We start from the raw sequence: 21,531 nt of genomic DNA on the forward strand, positions 1-21,531 counted from the left end.
CAATCTTCAACGGCGACCGCTGCCCGCGTGCCTCTGGTGTAACCGGGCTACGTTCTGATCGATGCGGTCTTGGATCGTTCGCAAGGTGTCTCGAGTAATAACCTGTGGGTATAAGCTCTCGGCGATGGTTGCAAATTGGCTCGCCACATCACAAATGCCGTCAATCACTCTGCCTGCTGCGTCCGGAGCCACCTCAGCTTCCTCGGCAAGCCGAAGCATTTGCGTGCGAGAAATCGACAGGGCTTCCCCCATCACATCCATCTGATGATATCCACTCGGCCCCTCGCAGAAGGTCACGTCGTAAGCCGGCGACAGTCTCCACTGACCGTCCTGCGACATGATGTAGGCAAAGTTCTTGGGGTGATCGTCTCGGTTGTTGAACGCAACATTGAAGACGACACGTTCGAAGGCCACCGCCATCTCGCGCACGTCGTTGGTGCACATCTGTGTTGCCCGCAAGAAGTTGACGTAGTCCAACACCCCCGGAGACCGGTAATTTGCCCCCGTAAAGGCCGCGAGGCTTTGCATGGGTACGCGCAGACCATCCCGGCGGTCAAATCGCTTACTGGCAAACGCTGCCAACCCATTAGGCAGACTGAAGTACTGCGTGTCAGGGGTTTCGATACCGCACATGCGCAGGCACTCGGCGTAGACCATTTCGATAGCGCACACCTCGGCATGTTCTTCTTTGGCCGGGAACTTAATCAACCAGGCTTCAAAGCCCGGCGTGACGGCAGTGGTAAACCCGCCAGTTTCGGGATCGCGATAGACGAGGGCCTTAGGCCTTGCACCTTGAGGCGAGCCGCCCACCAGCAGCAACGTCTGCAGGAATTCGCCACCGTCTCCATGGAGCACTTCCTGCACTTCGCCAGCAAGCTGTTCCAGCGGGATGTGGACTTCAGATTCCTGACCTTCGGGCGCCACGGGCTCAAACGTCATGGCACCCATCGCATTGCTACCGATGTAGGCTAGCCGTTCCAGTGAGCCGATGCGCGCAGTGGTGAGCCCGCGGCGCCTGAACATACGGTCCATCAGCAACATGCCCCACCCATCCGGCAACGAGTCGTAAACAGGCCCTGGCAAGTACAGCTGGTGGTCTGGAAAATCTCGGCGCAACTGGGCCCCCTCCAGCGGCAGCGTGTAGGAGGACAGTTCCAAGCCCCTTTGCCTGGCTTCATTGCGGTACTCGAACACGATCAGCGGGCGACCGGTCAGGGCGGTCGTGGAGACCAGCGTGCCCCATTGCCATCGCTCACCCCAGCCTTCGTAGAAGACGTTCACCTGCTCAAGCATTGCCGGACTTCCTCTTTGTACGAAGACGATTGGCACTGTTTTCGTAGCGCCGAATATCCTCGATGCTTTCCAGCTTTGGCAGGAACAGGCCTTCGAGTTCCTTGGTACGGCCAAGGGCCATCGCCACCCGGACCACGTTCTCGAACCCGACATTGCGCCCGGCTTCAAGGTTGGACACGGTGTTGGTGCCGATGCCGGCACGCCCGGCCAAGTCGGCTTGTGTCATGTCCAGCGCCAAGCGCTCTGTGCGCAAGCGATCGCAGAGGCGCTTGACGACCTCACCCGGCTTGCTGAAGCTTAAATCCAACATAGTGTGTATCCAGCCCATTCTTTGCCAGTTAACTCACAAAATTATAGAATTAACCTAGAGCCCTATCAAGCGACGTTATTTCCCCGGTGTCAGGATAGTTGTCGCCTCTGCGGTTTTTCCTGAAAAAGAACATCGGGGGGCGGAAAGAAAAAATACCGTAAAGCCCACCAGCCAATATCCGACTTTCATCAGTCACTCTCCTTGAGCGCCAAACAACGCTTGGCGTTCGCAGAGCATAGCCGGGGTTTATCGACCTGCTGATCAGCTCAGGCGCACTGGTGAGGCGGGTGGTGCGACCTTTTCATTCAAAAAAATCAAACTATCGCAACCTGCGCGGCTCAGACCTTCAGGGTCTGCCGCACCGCCATCGCACGCCGGCCCCACCTTTGGTCACTATGAAACCTCAAGACAGGAGCCCACCCTTGATCGCACAAATCATGATCGCCGCGCTGGGCGTTGTCGCCATCTGGTTCAGCCAGAGCAAACGCTTGAAGGTGCGCCGCTACGCGTGCCTGTTCGGCATGGCGGGCCAGCCGTTCTGGTTCTGGTCCTCGATCAATGCCGAGCAATGGGGCATCGTCTTGCTCAGCTGTTTCTATACCGTGGCGTGGGCCAAGGGCATCAAGACTCACTGGATTGATCGCAAGCCCGACGTACACGCCTGATTTGCAATCGCTCACCGCACTGCCTATATTTGCCGCCTGGCGCTCTCTACGCCACCTTCCGCGGAAAGGGCTGCGCCCAAGACAGTGAAGCACCCTCTTATTTCTACGACTCCCAACCTTGAAGCGGAAAAGGTTTGTGCAAGGAGCTCGTATGTCGCAACGTCCTTTATCCTCCAACACCGACGGCCGTCTGAACCTTGAGCAGCAGCGCAAGCGCGCCAAGGAACTGTTGGCGCACCTCAAGACCCAGGACCCAAACGCCACCCTGTCCCAGGCCCAATGGCAGCTCGCCAAACAGCTGGGTTTCAGCAGTTGGCCCAAGCTCAAGGCGCATATCGACGCCCTCGACTTCGCGGCTCGCCACCCGGATTTCGACGCCAGCGATGAAGCGCGCACCAGCCACTGGCGCTGCGGCAGTGACATCGCCCACAGCCTGAAGCTGGCAGGGTTCAAGGGCCACTTCCGGATGCTCACCGACCCGCTGTGCATGGGCCCGGTGCGTGACCTGCCCCGCCAGGCATTCCGTGACATGCGCAGCGCGTTCATCAGCCGGGCCTTCGCCATGGACGAAACGGACACAGCGCGCCGCGTGGCCGACGAATACACCCAACTTGAAACCCTGGCCAGCGCCGAACACAGCGTGCTCTGGTGCGAGGCCGATGCCTATGACCAACTGTTTCTGATCCGCGCACTGGCCGGCCTCGAACAGGCGCCGGTCAGGCTGGAGCTGGTCGAAGTGGAGCGCATCCCCGGCGTCGAGCGTTTTATCGGCATTGGCCAACTGGCGCCGGATGTATTGGCGTGGTTGTGGCCGCAACGGCGCGTGATCGATGCCGCCGCGGTGCACCTGGCCAAACAGGCCTGGGCGGCGTATTGCGACAGTTCACCCCTCGCCTGGGCGCAATTGGCCCACGGCAAGCACGCCGCCCTGCCCTTGCTGGCGCCGGCACTGTTGCGCCAGTTGCAGGAATTGCCGGGGCTTGAGGATGGCCTGTCGCTGACCGAACGCCTTGCGCTCACCTACATCGCCGAAGCCGGGCCGGTAGCGTTCGGCCGGGTGTTCGCCGAGTTGATGGCCAAGCGCGAGCCGCTGCCGTTTCTGGGCGACATGATGTTTCATGCGCTGCTGCGGCCGTTGATTGACGGGGAACAGCCGTTGCTGCTGGAAACCGAGGCCCATCTGCAATGGCCTCAGCGAAGGTTGGCGTTGACGCCATTGGGAAAGGACGTACTGAGCGGCAACGCCAACTGGATAGCGCACACCTGCCACGAGCGATGGGTAGGTGGTGTGTGCACGCGGCCGGGTGAGGCTCATTGGGCGTTGGATCGCAACCTCAAGCCGGTGTGGCGTGACCGCTAGCGACACACCCCCTCAGTGCCGCAGCAACTTGCGCAGCGGCACGCCATCCTTGAGCACCGGCGATTTGATCACGATGTAGCTGAAGTACTTGGAGATGCCGATGTTCTTGTCCAGCAGGCTTTCCACCACTTCCTGGTAATGCTGGATGCTGCGGGTCATGAAGCGCACCAGGTAGTCGTAGCCACCGCTGATCAAGTGGCATTCGAGCACTTCGTCCACCAGGCGGATGTTGGACTCGAACTTGGCGAAGTCTTCGCGCTTGTGGTCGCTGAGGGTGATCTCGGTGAACACCGTGACCGAGTCGGTGATCTTGGCCAGGTTCAAGTGCGCCTTGTAGCTGGAAATATACCCCGCCGATTCCAGCCGCTTGACCCGTTGCAGGCATGGGCTGGCCGACAGGCCCACGGCGTCGGCGAGGCTGACGTTAGTCATCCGGCCGTCTTTTTGCAGTTCAACCAGAATGCTGATGTCGATCCGGTCCAGCTTGACTAGCCCTTCCATTGCGTACCTCTTGACTGCCGTTTGTAAGCAATCTTCTAGCAAAATCAGCGCCGTAAAGACAGCTGATGCTGCGCCACCAGGTCCGCCATGCTGTTGATGCAGTACTGCGCCGCGCAGGGCGAAGGCTGCCGGGCCCGGTGGCGGCCGATCAAACAGCGGTCCAGCGAGCCTTGTGCGCCGACCGACGGGCCGGTCACATGCAGCACCGGTTGCACCTCTTGCGCCGGATCATTGAGCCATTGCAGGTCATCGGCCAGGGAAATGAAATCTTCCGGTGCAATGCCCAGCCGTTCGCACAACACGCCGCGATCCTGCGCATCACGGTCCCCACGCACCAGCAACCGGTAGAACTTGCGCAGATACAGCATAGCCCCCGGCGCGTCCTCGAACAGTGACCAATTACCCACCGACCGGGCAAAGCTCATGCCCTCCTCCCAACTGGCGTGTACCCCCCAGCGCTCGGCGAGCTGGCGATGGGCGAAACACAGCACGCCACTGAAGCCCAGCTCCGCGAAGCGCGGGTATAAGGCTGCGACCACCGCGTTGTATTCGACCTGCACCTGCTCCCTGGGCGGCTGCCCGCCGCGACTGTCGAGCAGTGGTTGCAAGGCGGCCCATACCCCCGAATCGCGGTCCACCAGCACTTCATCGCAATCGATCAGCAGCGCTCGATAATCTGTCAGTCCCATGTGCGGTCAAGCCTCCAATGATGCAGTTCACCTTGAACAGGCACAGGCTCAGTTCAAGACCCGTGCCAAGGCGCCATCCAGAATTTTCACGGCTTCGTCGACCTGGGCTTCGGTGGTCACCAACGGCGCGAGGAAGCGCAGCACGTTGCGGTGCACGCCGCATTTGATCACCAGCAAGCCACCGGCGCGGGCCTCGTCGATCACTCGTTGGTTGAGGTCGGCATCGGGCGTGCGCGCCGGGTCATCCTTGACCAGCTCGATGGCCAGCATAAAGCCGGTGCCGCGTACATCGCCGATGCGCGGATAGCGGGCCTGCAAACCGAGCAGGCCGTGGCGCAGGCGCTCGCCGAGCGCTTGGCTGCGGGCCAGCAAGTGTTCCTGTTCGAAAGCCTCGATCACTGCCAATGCCGCCGCGCATGCCAGGGCGTTACCGCCATAGGTGCCGCCCAGGCCGCCGGGCAGCGGTGCATCCATGATGTGCGCCTTGCCAACCACGCCGGATAACGGCAAGCCACCGGCCAGGCTCTTGGCGACGGTGACCAGGTCCGGCTGGATCCCGGCGTGCTGGAAGCCGAACCAGGTGCCGGTGCGGCCGAAACCGGTCTGGATTTCATCGAGGATCAACACAATGCCGTGCTTGTCGGCCAAAGCACGCAGGGCCTGAAGAAACGCTGGCGGCGCGGTGAGGAAACCGCCATCGCCCTGCACCGGCTCGATGATGATCGCCGCCACGCGCTCCGGCGCTACCTGGGTCGCGAACAACTCATCCAGCGCCTTGAGCGCCAGCTCGCTGGTCACGCCGCGATAAGCGTTCGGATACGGCGTGTGAAACACCTCCGGCGCGAACGGCCCGAAGTTCTGTTTGTAGGGTTGGCTCATGCCGGTGAGTGTGGTGCCCAGCAGCGTGCGGCCGTGGAAACCGCCACGAAAAGCGATCACCGCCGAGCGATTGGTGTGGGCACGGGCGATCTTTACCGCGTTTTCCACCGCCTCGGCGCCGGAGGTGAAAAACGCCGCCTTATAGGCCTCCTGTCCACCGATCATTTCACACAGGCGCTGGGCCAGATCAAGGTAAGGCGAGTAGGCCACCACCTGGAAACACGCGTGGGAAACCTTCTGCAATTGGGCCTGCACCGCCGCGACCACCTTGGGATGGTTGTGACCGATGTTCAACACGCCGATGCCGCCGACAAAATCCAGGTAGCGCTTGCCATCCACGTCCCACAGTTCGGCGCCCTGGGCGCGGTCGATCACCAGCGGGTGCGCGGTGATCAGGCCTCGGGGCACGAATTGCTCGCGCTGACGGAGCAAATGAGGGGTTTCGTCAACTTTGCTGTTCATGGCATTTCCCATTGTGAATGCGGCAACCGGAAGGTGGTTGCGATGCTGTCCAGCGTACGGCGTGCGGGCAACCAACTACGCCGAACTTGGCCCGTGAGAAATGCGGATCGACTGTTTTGCCCTGGCCTTTCAACAGATCCTGCGCCGGGCTTTGGGTGATCATGAGCGTCTTCTTTCATCCAGCAGGAAATGCCCATGGCCTTGCTCTACAAAGCCGACCCGGTGCGCGGCCAACACTGGCAGGCGCTGTTCGCCGAACACGCGCCCGATATCGAATGGCGCGCCTGGCCGGACATCGGCAACCGCGCCGACATCGAATACCTGGCCGCCTGGCAGGCACCGGACGACGTGCAGCAGGTACTGCCCAATCTGAAAGTGTTGTTTGCCTTATCGGCCGGCGTCGACCAACTGGACCTGTCGCGCCTGCCCCCCGAACTGCCGGTGGTGCGCCTGCTCGATCCCGGCATCACCCGTGGCATGTGCGAATACGCCAGTTGGGCCGTGCTCAGCCTGCACCGCGACATGCTGCGCTACCGCCAGCAACAGGCTGCGCGCTGCTGGCAGGCGCACCTGCTGCAGCCGGCGGCGAATCGGCGCGTCGGTGTGATGGGGTTGGGGACACAAGCCCAGCAGATTCTGACGACCTTGGCGCCGCTGGGGTTTGTCTTATCGGGCTGGGCGCGCAGTGCGCACCAATTGGCGGGCGTGACGTGCTACGCAGGCGAGGCACAACTGCCGGCGTTTCTCAGCCAGTGCGATATTTTGCTGTGCGTGCTGCCGTTGACCGAGCAGACCCAGGGCATTCTCAACCGGCGTCTGTTTGACCAACTGCCCCGTGGCGCCGCATTGATCAACATGGGCCGTGGTGGGCATCTGGTGGAGGCGGATCTGCTCGAGGCGCTGGGCAGCGGGCAATTGAGCGCTGCGGTGCTGGATGTGCTGCAGGAAGAACCGGCGCCGCACGCGCATCCTTTCTGGGATCACCCGCAGATCCTGCTCACACCGCACATCGCCGCGATGACCCAGCCGGCGAGTGCGTTTGGGGTGTTGCTGGAAAATATCCGGCGGTTCGAGCGCGGTGAGGCGATGGTGGGCGAAGTGGATCGCCACAAAGGCTACTGATGCCTGGAGATCAAAAAAGTGGGAGGGGCGGTGCGACGATTCGACTTGCTCCCTCCCACATTTTGAAGCGTGCCCGCTTTTAGGGCTGGAGCCTTTCGGCAATCGCCAAACCCACCTCCTGGGTTGAGGCCCGCCCCCCCAAATCCGGCGTCACCTGCCCCGCCGCAATCACCCCTTCAATCGCCTGCAAAATCCCATCATGCGCGGCCCGGTAACGCTCGTCGCCATGGCCGAGAAAATCCAGCATCAACGCCCCCGACCAGATCATCGCAATCGGGTTGGCGATGTTCTGCCCATAAATATCCGGCGCCGAACCATGCACTGGTTCGAACAACGATGGGAAGCGCCGTTCGGGATCCAGGTTGGCCGACGGCGCAATGCCGATGGTGCCCGCACAGGCCGGCCCCAGGTCGGAGAGGATGTCGCCGAACAGATTCGACGCCACCACCACATCGAAGCGGTCCGGCTGCAGCACAAAGCGCGCGCACAGGATGTCGATGTGCTGCTTGTCCCAGCTCACCTCGGGGTAGTTCGCCGCCATCAACGCGGTGCGCTCGTCCCAGTAAGGCATGCTGATGGAGATGCCGTTGGAGTTGGTCGCCGCCGTCAGTTTTTTACGCGGACGAGTCTGGGCCAGGTCGAAGGCGAACTTGAGGATACGGTCGACGCCGCGCCGGGTGAACACCGACTCCTGCAGCACGAATTCATGGGCGGTGCCTTCAAACATCTTGCCGCCTACCGATGAGTATTCGCCTTCGGTGTTTTCACGGATCACCACGAAGTCGATGTCCCCCGGTTCGCGCCCGGCCAGCGGGCACGGCACGCCGGGAAACAACCGCACCGGGCGGATGTTCACGTACTGGTCGAAGTCGCGGCGGAACTTGAGCAGCGACCCCCACAGTGAGATGTGATCCGGGACTTTGTCCGGCCAGCCCACCGCGCCGAAGTAGATCGCGTCATAGCCCTTGAGCTGCTCGAACCAGTCGTCGGGCATCATCTGCCCGTGCGCCAGGTAGTAGTCGCAGTGAGCCCAGTCGAGCACGTCGATGCTCAGGTTCAGGCCCCAGACTTTGGCCGCCCGTTCCAAAACCCGCAGGCCTTCAGGCAAGACTTCCTTGCCGATGCCATCGCCGGCAATCGCGGCGATTCTGAATGTTTTGCTCATGGAGCCTGCCTCGCTAGTTCAACCCGCCAATGTGGAACGCCTTGATTTCAAGGTATTCATCCAGACCGTACTTGCTGCCCTCACGTCCCAGCCCCGACTGTTTGACGCCGCCAAACGGCGCGACCTCCATGGAAATGATCCCGGTATTGAGCCCGACCATACCGAACTCCAGGGCCTCGCCGAAGCGCCACGAGCGTTGCAGGTCCTGGGTGAAATAGTAGGCGCCCAGGCCGTACGGCGTGGCATTGGCCAGGGCCAGCGCCTCGGCTTCATCGGTAAAGCGCAGCAGCGGTGCCACCGGGCCGAAGGTTTCTTCGTTGGCCAGCAGCATGCCGGCGTGGCAGTCACCGAGCACCGTGGGTTGCACGAATGGGCTGTCACCGGTGGGGATCGCGCCGCACAGTAAGGTGGCGCCCTGGCCCAGGGCATCGTCGATATGTCGCGCGACTTTGCTCACCGCGGTGGGGTTGATCAGCGGGCCGATGGTCATGCCCTCCTCCAGGCCATTGCCGACCTTGAGCTTGCCCACCTCCTGCACCAGCCGCGCGGCGAACCGTTCGTAGATCCCGGCCTGCACCAGGATGCGGTTGGCGCACACGCAGGTTTGCCCGGCGTTGCGGAACTTGCTGATCATCACCCCGGCCACCGCCTGCTCCAGGTCGGCGTCATCGAACACCACAAACGGCGCGTTGCCGCCCAGCTCCAGGCTCAGGCGCTTGATGTGTTCCGCGCTCTGGCGCATCAGCAGGCGGCCGACGGCGGTGGAGCCGGTGAAAGAGATCTTGCGCACCGCCGGGTTGCCGGTCAGTTCCCCGCCGATGCCGGCGGGCAACCCGGTGATCACATTGAACACGCCGGCAGGAATCCCCACGCGTTCGGCCAGCACCGCCAGGGCCAGGGCCGACAACGGCGTGAGGTCCGAGGGTTTGACGATGATCGGGCAGCCGGCGGCCAGGGCCGGTGCGCATTTGCGTGTGATCATCGCGTTGGGAAAATTCCACGGGGTGATGGCGGCGCACACGCCCACCGGCTGCTTGAGGGTCAGCAGGCGGCGGTCGCCGCTGGGCGCCGGCATGGTTTCGCCGTAGACCCGTCGTGCTTCCTCGGCGAACCATTTGACGAAGCCCGCGCCGTAGCGCACCTCGCCCTTGGCTTCATAGAGCGGCTTGCCCTGTTCACAGGTCATGATCAGTGCGAGGTCATCGAGGTTATCGAGCATCGCCTGGTACCAGCGCTCCAACAGCGCCGCGCGTTCGGCGGCCGGGCGCGCGCGCCAGGCCGGCCAGGCGCGTTCGGCGGCAACGATAGCGCGGCGCGTGTCCACCGCGTCCATGGCCGGCACCCGTGCCAGCAACTGGCCGGTGGCGGGGTCGTGGACATCCAAAGTCGCGCCGCTGTCGGCGGCGATCCATTGGCCATCCACATAGGCGAGTTCAGCCAACAGGCTGGGGTCTTGCAAGCGAGTCGTGAGCATGGTCGAGTCCTGATCCGAGACACGCTCCAGTCTAGGGAGGTGCCACGGATGAGGATGCCGAAAGCGCGATCCAGGCAGTGTGCCGTGCTGAAATTGAGCCGCGGACGGCAGGCTCTGCTACGCCGTAAGCGAGCCGAGCAAGCCTTGCAGAAAGCGCTCACCGGCGTCCATCTGGCTGATCTCGATAAACTCATCGGGCTTGTGCGCCTGCTCGATGGAACCGGGCCCGCACACCACCACCGGTACGTCCAGGCGCTGCTTGAACAAGCCGCCTTCGGTGCCGAACGAGACCTTCGAAGTCCCGGTGCCGGGCGCAGCGAATTGCTTGAGAAAACGCACCGCTTCGACGCTGGGATGGGTGTCCAGGCCGGGGTAGATATTGAGGGCTTCGATCTCGATGGCCGCCACGCTGGAGAGCTTCTGCGCCTCACGCACGATGACTTCGGCGCGCTCGCGCATCTGCTCCAGGAACGCGTCCAGGTCATCGGCGGGCAGGTTGCGCACTTCGAAATCCAGGGTGCACAGGTTGGGCACGATGTTCAGCGCCTTGCCACCGACGATCTGCCCTACATGCACGGTGCTGTAGGGTACATCGTAGTCGGTGTCCTGGGCGCCGTGGCGTTGCAGTTGCTGCTGGCTGTCGCGCAGGGCGGCGATAAAGTCGCAGGCCACATGGATGGCGTTGACCGAGCGCGGCGCCAGCGACGAATGTGCTTCCAGGCCGCGACAATAGGTGCGGTAGGAACCCTTGCCCTTGTGGCCCAGCACGAACTGCATGTTGGTCGGTTCGCCGATCACGCACAGAAACGGGCGCACCGGCGCCAGGTGCAGCACATCGAGCAGGCGCCGCACACCGACGCAACCGATTTCCTCGTCATGGGACAACGCCAATTGCAACGGACGGTTCAACCTGTGGCCGGCGGCGTCGAGCAAGGCGTCGATGGCCAGGGCGATAAAGCCCTTCATGTCGCAACTGCCACGTCCATAGATGCGCCCGTCCTGCACGGTGGCGGCGAACGCGGGAACGGTCCACGCCTGCCCCGCCGCCGGCACCACGTCGGTGTGCCCGGAGAGCAGCACACCGGGTTGGTCCTTGGGCCCCGTGCTGGCGAACAGGTTGGCCTTCTTGCCGCTCTCGTCCTTGACGATCAGCGACTCGATGCCGTGGCTTAGCAAGAGATCGCGCACGTACTCGATCAAGGCCATGTTCGACTCGGACGACACCGTGTCGAACGCCATCAGTGTTTTCAGGATATCCAGTACGCGGGGCTTCATGAGGCCTGGCTCCGTTGCGCGGCAGAAAGGGCAAAGCGGGTGATGGAAAACGCTGCGATCGGCGTGCTGGTGCTGCCGGTGGCGAGCAGTTCGGCCATCACATCGCCCACGCCGGGGCCGAGCTGGAAACCATGCCCGCAAAAACCGAACGCGTAGTACAACCCGTCAACCGTGCCGCTGGCGCCCATTACCGGCAGCGAGTCCGGCAGGTAGCCTTCGATGCCGCTCCACACGCGGATGATATTGAGGTTGCCCACCCCCGGCAGCAGGCGGCGCATCTGGCTGATCTGGTTGAGGATGCTGCGCGGTTCCACATAAGCGCGGCGGTTGAGCATGTCCGGTTTGCTGCGATAACCGCCGCCGATGACGATATTGCCGCGCGGGATCTGGCGGAAGTAGATCACTTCTTCGGGGATTTTGGTGTACACGCCGATGACCGTCGGCAAAGCATAGGGCACCGGTTCGGTCACCGCCATCTGCGGGCCGTGGGTGTCCAGCGGCACGGGCTCGCCGAACTGCGCCGAGAGTTTCTGGCCCCAGGCGCCGGCGGTGATCAACAGCTGCGCGGCCTGGAATTGGCGGCCGTCGGTGGTGGTGATCTGGAAGTCGGCGCCGACCTTGCCCACCTCGGCCACCTCGGTACGTTCTTCAATCTGCGCACCCAGGCGCCGCGCCGCGCGGGCAAAGGCCGGCGCCGCCAGGCGTGGGTTGGCGTGGCCATCGTGGGGGGCGTAGGAGCCGCCCTTGACGTCCGGGCCGAGGAAACCGAAACGCTGACGCAGCTCGGCACCGCGATAAATCTTCAGGTCCAGTTGCTCGGCTTCCGGCGCGGCCGCGTAGGCCTCAAGCTCGGCGATTTCATCGTCGCGATAACACACGCGCATATGCCCGCTGGGAATAAATTCCAGGTCGTCGCCGATCAATTCCGGCAAGCGTTTCCACAACGCCCAGGAGCGGTTGGCCAGGGCCAGTTGCCCCAGGAAGCGGCCCTGACGGCGCACATTGCCGAAGTTGACGCCGCTGGCGTACTGGCCGATCTGGTCGCGCTCGAGCAGGATCACCGTCTGCCCGCGCCGACGCAGGAAAAACGCGGTCGCCGAGCCCATCACACCACCGCCGACAATCACCACATCAGCTTTTTGCACGCTCATGGCGAGACCTCCTCGGTGATCAGCATCGATAACGGTTTGACCGGCGCCTGACCACGCTGGCGCCCGACCTCCTGCACCTGCACGCCGGCAGCGGCGGCAATCACTTCGGCCCCGGCCTGGGAGCAATAACGGCCCTGGCAGCGGCCCATGCCGACCCGGCTGAACGCCTTGGCGCGGTTGACTTCGCAGGCGCCCTTCTCACTCACGGTACGGCGCAGTTCGCCGGCGCTGATCATCTCGCAGCGGCACACAATGGCGCTGTCGGGCAACGCCTTGGCCTGTTCGCCGGGCCACGGGAAAGCCTGGGCCAGGCCGAGGCGAAACTGGTCCATCACCGCCAGTGCCTGCTGTTGTTCATCGCGCAGGCCGCTGTCCAGCGGCTGCCCCAGGTCTTCCAGCAGCGCCAGGGCCACCAGGCGCCCGGCGTGCTCGGCGGCGTCGGCCCCGCGAATCTTCGCGCCGTCCCCGGCCGCGTACACGCCCTTCGCCGAGGTGCGACCGGCGTCATCGGTGGCCAGCCACCATTGGCTGGAAGCGTGATCAAACGTCATCGCGCAACCGGCCAGGTCACCCAATTGAGTCTCCGGGCGCAGGTGATAACCCAGCGCCACCGCATCGGCCTGGACCGTCTCGGTGCGGCCGCTGCCGGTGCTGAATCGCACGCCCATCACGCCAGTGGCCGCATCGCCCAGCACCTGCAACGGCTTGATCCCCAGGTGCACGGCGACCCTGGCCCGGTACAACTGCGCCAGCAGCTTGATCCCGGTGAACAGCACACCCGGACGCGCCAGCAGCTTGGGCAAGGCCTTGATCCGCAGGCTCAACGGCGAGGTATCCAACACCGCCGCCACCTCGGCGCCAGCCTTCACGTATTGGCTGGCGACCAGGTACAGCAGCGGCCCACTGCCCATGAACACCACGCGATGGCCGATGGACACGGCCTGGTTTTTCAAGGCGATCTGCGCCCCGCCCAGGCTGTAGGTGCCCGCCAGTTGCCAACCCTCGATGGGCATCAGGCGGTCGGTGGCGCCGGTGCAGAGGATCAGCGCGTCGTAGTCCACCGTGCTGTGGCGGCCCTGGCTCACGCAGCACAACTGCCCCGGCGTGAGGTTCCACACCAGAGTGTCGGGGCGATAGTCGATGGCACCGCGCAGGCGGTCGAAACTCTGGTGCAAGGCCTGGGCCTTGGCGGCTTCGCTGCCGTAGAGGGTGCTGTAGTCGCGGGTAAAGCCGTCGGGCTGACGGCGGTAGATCTGCCCGCCGTCGCGGCGGTTTTCGTCAATCAGGATCGGCTTGATCCCGGCCGCCAGCAGGGTTTCGGCGCAACGCACGCCGGCCGGGCCGGCGCCCACGATAACTACCCGTGCAGTGGCCATGTTGCCTCCGGTTGTGTGGTGACGATGTCCAGCCCATCGCGGACTTCGCTGGAACAGGCGCGCAGGCGTTCGCCGCTGCGGGTCCACACCCAGCAGTCCTGGCATGCGCCCATCAGGCAGAAACCGGCGCGACGGCCGCTGTCGAATTCCGACTGGCGCAACGCATTGCCGTGGGTCAGCAGCGCGACCATCAGGGTGTCGCCCTGCAGGGCCTCGACGGCCGCGCCATCCACGGTCAGGCTGACCGTCGGCCGGCCCTGTTCGGCCAGCCTCACAAAACGCCCTTTCATGCATAGGCTCCCAAGTTCATGGTGGTGACGCCGTGCTGGGTATCGAGCAACTGGGCGCCGTCGTGATGGCAGAGGATTTCACTGCCGTTGTCCAGGTTGCGCCGGGGTGGCGCGGTGCGGTTGCACAGGCCGTCGACACGCACCGGGCAGCGATTGAGGAAGGTGCACAGTTGCGCCACATTCGCCCGCTCGCCCAGCGCCGGCAGGCTGTCGCACGCCGTGCCGCAGGTTTCCAGCCAGCCTTGGCGCAACTCGGGCACCGAGTGAATCAACAGGTCGGTGTAGGGGTGGAACGGTGGCTCGGCAAACGACTCGCGGCTGCCGGCCTGCACCTTGTGGCCGCTGTACATCACCACAATGTCGTCGCACAGCGCACGCACGGTGGAGATGTCGTGGCTGATGAACAAGTAGGACACGCCCAGTTGCTGGCGCAGGTCGCGCAGCAGTTCGAGGATCGCCGCGCCCACCACGGTGTCGAGGGCCGAGGTCACTTCATCGCACAGGATCAGGTCCGGCTTGGCCGCCAGTGCGCGGGCCAGGTTGACCCGCTGTTTTTGCCCGCCGGACAACTCGTTGGGGCGCCGTTCGGCGAGGTCGCGTGGCAGGCGCACCAGATCGAGCAACTCGCCGATACGCGCCTGCAGCGCCGCGCCTTTGAGGCCAAAATACATTTTCAACGGCCGACTGATGATGGCCGCCACGCTGTGCATGGGGTTGAGCGCGGTGTCGGCGTTCTGGAACACCATCTGGATGCGGCGGAATTGTTCCGGGGTGCGCTCGGCAAGGCTGCCGCCCAGCGGTTGGCCGTCGAACGTCAAACCGCCGAGGGCCGGGGTCAGCAGCCCGGCCACCACACGCGCCAGGGTGGATTTGCCGGAGCCCGACTCACCGATCACGCCAATGGCCTGGCCGCGTCGCACGGTCAGCTCGATGTCTTCGAGCACCCGAATGCTCGGCATGCCTTGCAGGTTCTTGTTGCCGTAGCCGGCGGTCAGGCCGCTGATGGTCAGCAGCGGTACGTCTCCGGCCACCCCGCACGGCGGGCGAATGGTGGTGTCCGGGCGTGCGGCGGCCAGCAGACTGCGGGTGTAGGCGTGGGCCGGGGCCTTGAGCAGCGGCGCGGTGGCGCTTTGCTCAAGGATCTGCCCGCCGTTGAGCACCACGATCTGGTCGGCCATCTGCGCCACCACCGCCAGATCGTGGGACACGTACACCGCCGTGGCGCCGCGCTCGCGCACTACGCGTTTGAACGCGCGCAGCACGTCGATCTGGGTGGTCACGTCCAGCGCCGTGGTCGGCTCGTCGAGCACCACCAGCAGCGGGTCGCTGATCAGCGCCATCGCCGCCATCACCCGTTGCAGTTGCCCGCCGGAGACCTGGTGCGGGTAGCGTTGACCGATGCGCTCCGGGCCCGGCAGCGCGAGGTCGCGGAACAGCCCGATCGCCTTGGCGTACAACTCGGCCCGGGTGCCCAGGCCATGGATCAATGCGCCCTCCACCACCTGGTCGATAAGTCGTTTGGCCGGGTTGAACGCCGCCGCCGCGCTTTGAGCGATATAGGAAACCCGGTTGCCGCGCAGGCCTTGCAGCTGTTTTTCATTCAGGGCGAGCATGTCGTGCTCACCGACCCGCACGACGCCGCCGGACAGGCGACAGCCGCGCCGCGCATAGCCAAGCAGCGCCAGGGCGATGGTGGTCTTGCCCGAGCCGGACTCACCGATCAACGCCAGCACTTCACCTTTTTCCAGGGCAAAGCTCACGCCCTTGACGATCTCTACCTCGCCGCGCTCGCCACAGGCGACGACGCGCAGGTCTTCGACGCGAATCAATTCGCTCATTTCAATGGCCTCCCGTGCGTCGACTGCGTCTGGACGACAAATAGTCGATCAGCAGATTCACACCGATGGTCAGCGTGCCGATGGCCAGCGCCGGAATAATGATCGCCAGCGCCCCCTGGTTGAGGCCGCCGATGTTTTCCCGCACCAGCGAGCCGAGGTCGGCATCCGGCGGTTGCACACCGAGGCCCAGAAAGCTCATGCCGCTGAGCAGCAGCACGATGTAGCCGAAACGCAGGCCCAGGTCGGTCAGTACCGGGTTGAGCATGTTCGGCAGGATCTCCCTGCACGCCACGTACAAGCGGCGCTCGCCTCGGGTGCGCGCGACCTGCACATATTCCAGCGCCTCGATATTGACCGCCATGCTGCGCGCCACGCGGAACGAGCCGGGGATATAACTGATCACGGCCGTGCAGATCAGCAGCGTCACCGATGAGCCGAAGGCCGAGACCATAATCAAGGCGAGCATTTTGCTCGGGATCGAAATGAAGGCGTCCATGATGCGGCTGATGATTTCGTCCAGCCACTTGGGCGAGACCACTGACAACAGCGCACAACCGGTGCCTAACGTGCTGGCCAGCAAGGCCGCCACCAACGCCAGCCCGACGGTGAAGCGCGCGCCCACCAGCACGCGACTGAGCATGTCGCGCCCCAGGTAATCGGTGCCGAAGGGATGCGCGAGGCTGAAGCCTTCGAAGATGTTGTCCGAGACCACTTCGCCCACCGGATGTGGCGCCAGCCACGGACCAAACAGCGCCACCAGCAGCCAGGCCACGCACACCACGCCACCCACCAGCCCCAGCCAGGACGGGCCGCTGGAGACCTTGGCCAGGGCCAGCGCGGAGGACACCGGCTTGGACTTCGCAATGAGGTTGTTCATTGGTTTCTCAGCCTCGGGTTGGAAAGAATCGCGCACAGGTCGGCCAACAGCACCAGGCCCAGGTAAGCGGCGCAGAACAACATGGTGCAGGCTTGCACCAGCGCCATGTCGCGATTGGTCACGGCATCGACCATCAAGCTGGCAATGCCGGGATAGTTGAAGATGGTTTCGACGATCACCACCCCGCCCAACAGGTACGACAGGCTCAGGGCGATGGCGTTGGCAATCGGCCCGATGGCATTGGGCAAGGCATGGCGCAGCACGATGCGGATCGGGCTGACGCCCTTGAGATGCGCCATTTCCACGTAGGCGCTGTCGAGCTGGTCGATCACGGCGGCGCGGGTCATGCGCGCCATTTGCGCGACGATCACGCAGCACAGGGTCATCACCGGCAAGGCATAGGTGCGCATGAATTGCAGCGGTGAGCTGATGTCGCTGGCGTAAGACAGCGCCGACAGCCAACCGAGGTTGACCGCGAAAATCAGCACCGCGAGAGTCGCCACCAGAAACTCCGGCACGGCGACCATCGCCAGCGTGACAAAGCTCAGGCAGCTGTCGATGCGCCCGCCCCGGCCCATCGCCGAGCCGATGCCGAGCACCAGTGCCACCGGCACCGAGACCAGTGCCGTGGCGCCCGCGAGCATCAGGGTGTTGGGCACCCGGCCCGCCATCAGTTCACCCACGGGCATGGCGTTGGACACCGACACGCCCATGTCGCCGGTGAGCAGGCTCATCAACCAGTGCAGGTAACGCAACACACCGGGCTGGTCCAACCCCAGTTTCAGGCGCAGGGCCGCCACCTGTTCAGGGGTGGCGAACTGGCCCAGGGATTGTTGCGCCGCGTCCCCCGGCAGTACCGCCGTGATCGCGAACACGACCATGGACACGATCAACAAGGTCACGACCCCTGCGCCGAAGCGCCGGCCGATCAACCACAGTGTCTTGCTATTCATCGCACTGCCCTCCTCAAGCGTCCAGCCACACCTGCTCGGCGAACATGTAGCCCATGAAACCGCCCAGCGGGTTGCTGTCATAACCCTTGATGCGTTGGTCCACGCCGTCGATGTTGCTGATGAACACCGGCACGCCGATACCGCAGTGATCGTGCACCAGGGTCTGCATGTCGCCATACATTTTGGCGCGCTTGGCGTCATCGGTTTCGCCACGGGCGAGCATCAGCAATTGGTCGAACTGGTCGTTCTGCCAGCCGGACTCGTTCCACGGTGCCTTGGACTGGAAGAACTGCGAGAACATCACGTCGGCATTCGGCCGTGGGTTGATGTTGCCGAAGCTCAAGGGGTGCTTCATCCAGTGGTTGGACCAGTAGCCGTCGCTGGGCAGGCGGTTCACATCAAGCTTGAGCCCGGCCTGCTTCGCCGATTGCTGCAACAGCACGGCGATGTCCACCGAACCGGTCGCGGCCGGTGACGCCATCAGCGGCATGGTGATGCTTTCCATGCCGGCCTTCTTGAGCAGGAACTTGGCTTTTTCCGGGTCGTAGACCGTCTGCGGCAGGTCGGTGTTGAAGTAACGCGAACCCGGCGCGATCGGATGGTCGTTGCCGACCACGGCAAAGCCACGGAACACCGCCGACTTGACCTGCTCACGGTCCAGCAACAGCTTCATGGCCTGGGTGAATTCCGGGCTTTTGCCGGGCAGTTGGTCCTGACGGATGATCAAGTCAGTGTAGTTGCCCGACGGTGCATCGACGACGCGGTGTTTGGCGCTGGCCTTGATACGCGTAGTGGAGCGTGGGTTGACCTCGTTGATCATGTGCACATCGCCCGACAACAGCGCATTGACCCGCGACGGCTCGTCGCCGATGGCGATGAACTCGATCTCGTCGAGGTACGGCAGGCCTGGCTTCCAGTAGTTCTTGTTGCGCACCGCAACCGAACGCACACCGGGCTTGAACTCGCCGACGGTGAACGGGCCGGTGCCGATGCCTTTATTGAAGTCGGTGGTGCCCTCGGGCACGATCAACAGGTGCGACACGGCGAGGATCGACGGCAACTCGGCGTTGGGCGCGCTGAGGCGGATCTGCACTTCGTTCGGCCCGCTGGCCTTGATTTCGGCGAACTGCTCCAGCAGCGCCATGACTTTGGAACCGGTGATCGGGTCCTTCTGACGGACCAGGGAGAACACCACATCGGCGGCGGTCAGTGGCTTGCCGTTGTGGAAGGTCACGTCCTTGCGCAAGGTGATGGTCCACAGGGTGGCGTCGGTGTTGTCGATGCGCTCGGCCAGTTCCAGTTGCGGCACCAGGTGCTTATCGAAGCGGGTCAGGCCGTTGTAGAACATGTAGTGGCGCACGTAGTCGGTGGACAGCGCGCCCTTGGCCGGGTCGAGGGTGTCGGCGGTGGAGGTGGACATGCCCGCCACCCGGATCTTGCCGCCGGGCTTGCCTTTGCCGGCCGCTGTCGCTTCATCGGCGAACACCTTGCCGGCGGCACCGAACAGGCTGCCCGCACCGGCGGCGGCCACACCGGCCACGCCGAGCATCTGCAAGGCGTGGCGGCGTGACATGCCGCGATTGAGGCTTTCGAAGACCCGCAGGCTGTCTGCGCCGGAGATCAGCTCGGGGGTGTTTTTGTTGTCAGTCATAGCAAGGCTACCTGTCGATAATCGGAAGAATCGAGTGCTCACGGATGTCCGGAGCGTCCTGGAAACGCAAACGACGGTGACGCAACAACGGCAACTCAGTGCAAATAGTCCTGGAAGCGGTAATAGGCACCCACAAAGGGCAGGAACCAGGGTTTGCCGAAATGCCCGGGAATCGCCGGCCACTCAAGGTCCCGCCAGGGGTTGGCCGCGGCATTGCCGGCCATCACCTCGGCCATCACCTGGCCCATGTGCACCGACATCTGCACGCCATGGCCGCTGTAGCCCATGGAATGGAACACGCCGCCATGCTGGCCGGCGCGGGGCAGGCGGTCGGACGTCATGTCCACCAGGCCGCCCCAGCAGTAGTCGATCTTTACCTGGGCCAACTGCGGGAACATGTTCAGCATCGCCGCCTGCAGCACCTTGCCGCTCTTGGCGTCGGAGACGCTGTCGGACATCGCAAACCGTGCACGTCCGCCAAACAGCAGGCGGTTGTCCGGGGTGAGGCGGAAGTAATTGCCGATCATGCGGCTGGTCACATAAGCCCGGTGCTGGGGCAGCAACTGGTCGATCAGGGCCTGGGGCAAGACTTCGGTGGCGATGACAAAACTGCCCACCGGCACAATGCGCCGGCGATACCAGCCGAGGTCGCCATGCTGGCAAGCACCGGTGGCCAGCAACACTTGCCCGGCATGCAGCGAGCCTTTGGCGGTGTTGACCTGATAGCCGCCGGCCCTGGCCTGCCAGTCCTTGACCTGGGTGTGTTCGTAAATCATCGCCCCACGCCGCGCCGCCGCTTCGGCCAAGCCGACACCAAAGCGACCGACATGCATCTGCACGCCGTTGCGTTGCAGCAAGCCACCGTGGAACTGTGCCGAATTGACTTCCGTCTGGGTCTGTTCGGCGCTGAGCAACTCGACGTTGGCATCCACCTCCCGGCGGATCAGCTCGCAGGTGCGGGCCAGGCCTTCGTAATGCATCGGCTTGGCCGCCAGCTTGAGCTTGCCGTTGCGCACCAGGTCGCAGGCGATCCCTTCCTGCTCGACCAGCGACACCACCGTCTGCACGGCACTTTCATAGGCCTGGTAATAGGCACGCGCCCTGGCGGCACCGAGGCTGGCATGCAACCCGGCGTAATCCTGGGCGACGCCGGTATTGCACTGTCCGCCGTTGCGCCCCGAGGCTTCGCCGATCACGCGACCGGCGTCGAGCACCACCACACTGGCGCCCTTGAGCGCCAGCGCCCGCGCCGCCGCCAGGCCGGTGAAACCGCCACCGACCACGGCCACATCGACCTGCTTGGGCAAGCCGCCCAGCTGGGCACCGGTAAACGCCGGTGCGGTGTCGAGCCAATAGGATTCGCTGCCCATGTCGTGCCCCTTGTGTGTGTTACAGACCGACCAGCGCCGGCAGCCCACCGATATCGGTGATCTGCTGGTAACCGAAGAAGGCATTGCCCGGGACTTCATGGCCACGGGCAACGAATGCCTTATGCTTGATCTTCATGTCATGGGCCGGCATCAGGTCATAACGGAAGCTGGACGACACATGCAAGATGTCTTCCGGGCCGCAGCCGAGGTTGTCGAGCATGAACTCGAAGGCCGCCAGGCGCGGCTTGTAGGCCTGGGCCTGTTCGGCGGTGAACACCTTGTGGAACGGCGCGCCGAGCTTGTCGACGTTGGACATGATCTGACTGTCGCTGGCATTGGAGAAAATCACCAGAGGAATCTTGTCGGCAATCTTCGACAGACCGGCCGGCACATCCGCATGGGGGCCCCAGGTCGGCACGGCGTCGTAATACAGTTGGCCTTCCTCGCGGTAATCGATACCCCAGCGTTTGCAGGTACGGGCCAGGGCGGTCTTGAGAATTTCATCGTAGGGGCGCCAGTCGCCCATGACCTGGTCGAGGCGGTAGGCCGAGAAGTCTTTGACGAACTGATCCATCTGTTGAGGCTTGATGCGATCGGCGAACAGCTCGCGGGTCATGGTGCCCATATGGAAGTTGGTCAGCGTACCGTAGCAGTCGAACGTGATGAATTTGGGACGAAGAAAGCTCATGGAGTGCGGTCCTGAAGGTCGTTTAAGGAGACAAGCGTTCGCTGCCCTGGCGGCGCGTCGGCCTCGTTGCAGCACAGCTTCATTACACCACTGTGAAATCAGCATATGCCGTCTAAAACGACCCGCGCTCAATACAAACCAC

At 63.7% G+C, this 21,531-nt stretch carries 21 protein-coding genes; 3 read left to right on the forward strand and 18 right to left on the reverse strand.

Features of this window, described 5'->3' with window-relative positions; genetic code table 11:
• Window positions 1–6: 6 nt before the first annotated feature.
• A complete protein-coding gene (locus V6M90_RS23700) occupies window positions 7–1,293 on the reverse strand; it encodes a type II toxin-antitoxin system HipA family toxin (RefSeq protein ID WP_003174914.1) in 1,287 nt (428 codons plus the stop codon).
• The gene (locus tag V6M90_RS23705; protein WP_003174915.1) at window positions 1,286–1,603 is read right to left on the reverse strand and encodes a helix-turn-helix domain-containing protein; all 318 of its coding nucleotides are present in this window, start codon (window positions 1,601–1,603) and stop codon (window positions 1,286–1,288) included. The genes V6M90_RS23700 and V6M90_RS23705 overlap by 8 nt, the downstream gene beginning before the upstream one ends.
• Window positions 1,604–2,025: 422 nt before the next feature.
• Between V6M90_RS23705 and V6M90_RS23710 the strand changes: the two genes are divergently transcribed.
• Window positions 2,026–2,268 (forward strand): hypothetical protein, encoded by a 243-nt coding sequence (locus V6M90_RS23710; RefSeq protein WP_050784877.1) that lies wholly within the window; start codon window positions 2,026–2,028, stop codon window positions 2,266–2,268.
• 151 nt (window positions 2,269–2,419) lie between these two features.
• On the forward strand, window positions 2,420–3,628 hold the full coding sequence (locus V6M90_RS23715; RefSeq protein ID WP_305427465.1) for a DUF1835 domain-containing protein: 1,209 nt from the start codon (window positions 2,420–2,422) through the stop codon (window positions 3,626–3,628).
• Between the two features lie 12 nt (window positions 3,629–3,640).
• Here V6M90_RS23715 and V6M90_RS23720 read toward each other — a convergent pair whose 3' ends face one another.
• From V6M90_RS23720 to V6M90_RS23735, 4 genes are read right to left on the reverse strand one after another with little or no spacing between them, the layout of a single operon-like run.
• Window positions 3,641–4,129, reverse strand: coding sequence for an Lrp/AsnC family transcriptional regulator (locus V6M90_RS23720; protein WP_003174918.1), 489 nt, complete (start codon window positions 4,127–4,129; stop codon window positions 3,641–3,643).
• A 44-nt stretch (window positions 4,130–4,173) separates the two neighbouring features.
• Window positions 4,174–4,818, reverse strand: coding sequence for an HAD family hydrolase (locus V6M90_RS23725; RefSeq protein WP_003174919.1), 645 nt, complete (start codon window positions 4,816–4,818; stop codon window positions 4,174–4,176).
• A 48-nt stretch (window positions 4,819–4,866) separates the two neighbouring features.
• Window positions 4,867–6,159, reverse strand: a complete 1,293-nt coding sequence (gene gabT / locus V6M90_RS23730) for a 4-aminobutyrate--2-oxoglutarate transaminase (RefSeq protein ID WP_141063161.1) — start codon at window positions 6,157–6,159, stop codon at window positions 4,867–4,869.
• The gene (locus V6M90_RS23735) at window positions 6,143–6,322 is read right to left on the reverse strand and encodes a hypothetical protein (protein ID WP_141063162.1); all 180 of its coding nucleotides are present in this window, start codon (window positions 6,320–6,322) and stop codon (window positions 6,143–6,145) included. The genes gabT and V6M90_RS23735 overlap by 17 nt, the downstream gene beginning before the upstream one ends.
• Window positions 6,323–6,354: 32 nt before the next feature.
• Between V6M90_RS23735 and V6M90_RS23740 the strand changes: the two genes are divergently transcribed.
• Window positions 6,355–7,281, forward strand: a complete 927-nt coding sequence (locus V6M90_RS23740; RefSeq protein WP_332847227.1) for a 2-hydroxyacid dehydrogenase — start codon at window positions 6,355–6,357, stop codon at window positions 7,279–7,281.
• 79 nt (window positions 7,282–7,360) lie between these two features.
• Here the strand turns inward: V6M90_RS23740 and V6M90_RS23745 are convergent, their stop codons facing one another.
• The 12 genes from V6M90_RS23745 to V6M90_RS23800 all read right to left on the reverse strand — a co-directional run bounded on the left by V6M90_RS23745 (window position 7,361) and on the right by V6M90_RS23800 (window position 21,389).
• Window positions 7,361–8,446 (reverse strand): tartrate dehydrogenase, encoded by a 1,086-nt coding sequence (locus V6M90_RS23745; RefSeq protein WP_332847228.1) that lies wholly within the window; start codon window positions 8,444–8,446, stop codon window positions 7,361–7,363.
• Window positions 8,447–8,459: 13 nt separating this feature from the next.
• Window positions 8,460–9,920, reverse strand: a complete 1,461-nt coding sequence (locus tag V6M90_RS23750; protein ID WP_332847229.1) for an NAD-dependent succinate-semialdehyde dehydrogenase — start codon at window positions 9,918–9,920, stop codon at window positions 8,460–8,462.
• A gap of 117 nt (window positions 9,921–10,037) precedes the next feature.
• The gene (gene argE, locus V6M90_RS23755; protein ID WP_003174924.1) at window positions 10,038–11,195 is read right to left on the reverse strand and encodes an acetylornithine deacetylase; all 1,158 of its coding nucleotides are present in this window, start codon (window positions 11,193–11,195) and stop codon (window positions 10,038–10,040) included.
• The gene (locus V6M90_RS23760) at window positions 11,192–12,346 is read right to left on the reverse strand and encodes an NAD(P)/FAD-dependent oxidoreductase (protein ID WP_003174925.1); all 1,155 of its coding nucleotides are present in this window, start codon (window positions 12,344–12,346) and stop codon (window positions 11,192–11,194) included. The genes argE and V6M90_RS23760 overlap by 4 nt, the downstream gene beginning before the upstream one ends.
• Window positions 12,343–13,722, reverse strand: coding sequence for an FAD/NAD(P)-dependent oxidoreductase (locus V6M90_RS23765; RefSeq protein ID WP_141063165.1), 1,380 nt, complete (start codon window positions 13,720–13,722; stop codon window positions 12,343–12,345). The genes V6M90_RS23760 and V6M90_RS23765 overlap by 4 nt, the downstream gene beginning before the upstream one ends.
• Entirely contained in the window at window positions 13,704–14,012 is a 309-nt protein-coding gene (locus V6M90_RS23770; protein WP_141063166.1) for a (2Fe-2S)-binding protein, read from the reverse strand. The genes V6M90_RS23765 and V6M90_RS23770 overlap by 19 nt, the downstream gene beginning before the upstream one ends.
• Window positions 14,009–15,850, reverse strand: a complete 1,842-nt coding sequence (locus tag V6M90_RS23775) for an ABC transporter ATP-binding protein (protein ID WP_305427470.1) — start codon at window positions 15,848–15,850, stop codon at window positions 14,009–14,011. Before V6M90_RS23775 ends, V6M90_RS23770 begins: the two co-directional genes overlap by 4 nt.
• Before the next feature lies 1 nt (window position 15,851).
• Window positions 15,852–16,727 carry an ABC transporter permease gene (locus V6M90_RS23780; RefSeq protein WP_141063168.1) on the reverse strand — a complete coding sequence of 292 codons (876 nt, stop codon included), beginning with the start codon at window positions 16,725–16,727 and terminating at the stop codon, window positions 15,852–15,854.
• Window positions 16,724–17,680, reverse strand: a complete 957-nt coding sequence (locus tag V6M90_RS23785) for an ABC transporter permease (RefSeq protein ID WP_305427471.1) — start codon at window positions 17,678–17,680, stop codon at window positions 16,724–16,726. The genes V6M90_RS23780 and V6M90_RS23785 overlap by 4 nt, the downstream gene beginning before the upstream one ends.
• 13 nt (window positions 17,681–17,693) lie before the next feature.
• Window positions 17,694–19,331 carry an ABC transporter substrate-binding protein gene (locus V6M90_RS23790; RefSeq protein ID WP_003174931.1) on the reverse strand — a complete coding sequence of 546 codons (1,638 nt, stop codon included), beginning with the start codon at window positions 19,329–19,331 and terminating at the stop codon, window positions 17,694–17,696.
• A gap of 95 nt (window positions 19,332–19,426) precedes the next feature.
• Window positions 19,427–20,701 carry an NAD(P)/FAD-dependent oxidoreductase gene (locus tag V6M90_RS23795; RefSeq protein ID WP_003174932.1) on the reverse strand — a complete coding sequence of 425 codons (1,275 nt, stop codon included), beginning with the start codon at window positions 20,699–20,701 and terminating at the stop codon, window positions 19,427–19,429.
• A gap of 19 nt (window positions 20,702–20,720) precedes the next feature.
• Entirely contained in the window at window positions 20,721–21,389 is a 669-nt protein-coding gene (locus tag V6M90_RS23800; protein ID WP_332847230.1) for a haloacid dehalogenase type II, read from the reverse strand.
• Between the last annotated feature and the right edge of the window lie 142 nt (window positions 21,390–21,531).

The organism is Pseudomonas lactucae (assembly GCF_036688725.1).
In the GTDB taxonomy this organism is placed as follows: domain Bacteria; phylum Pseudomonadota; class Gammaproteobacteria; order Pseudomonadales; family Pseudomonadaceae; genus Aquipseudomonas; species Aquipseudomonas lactucae.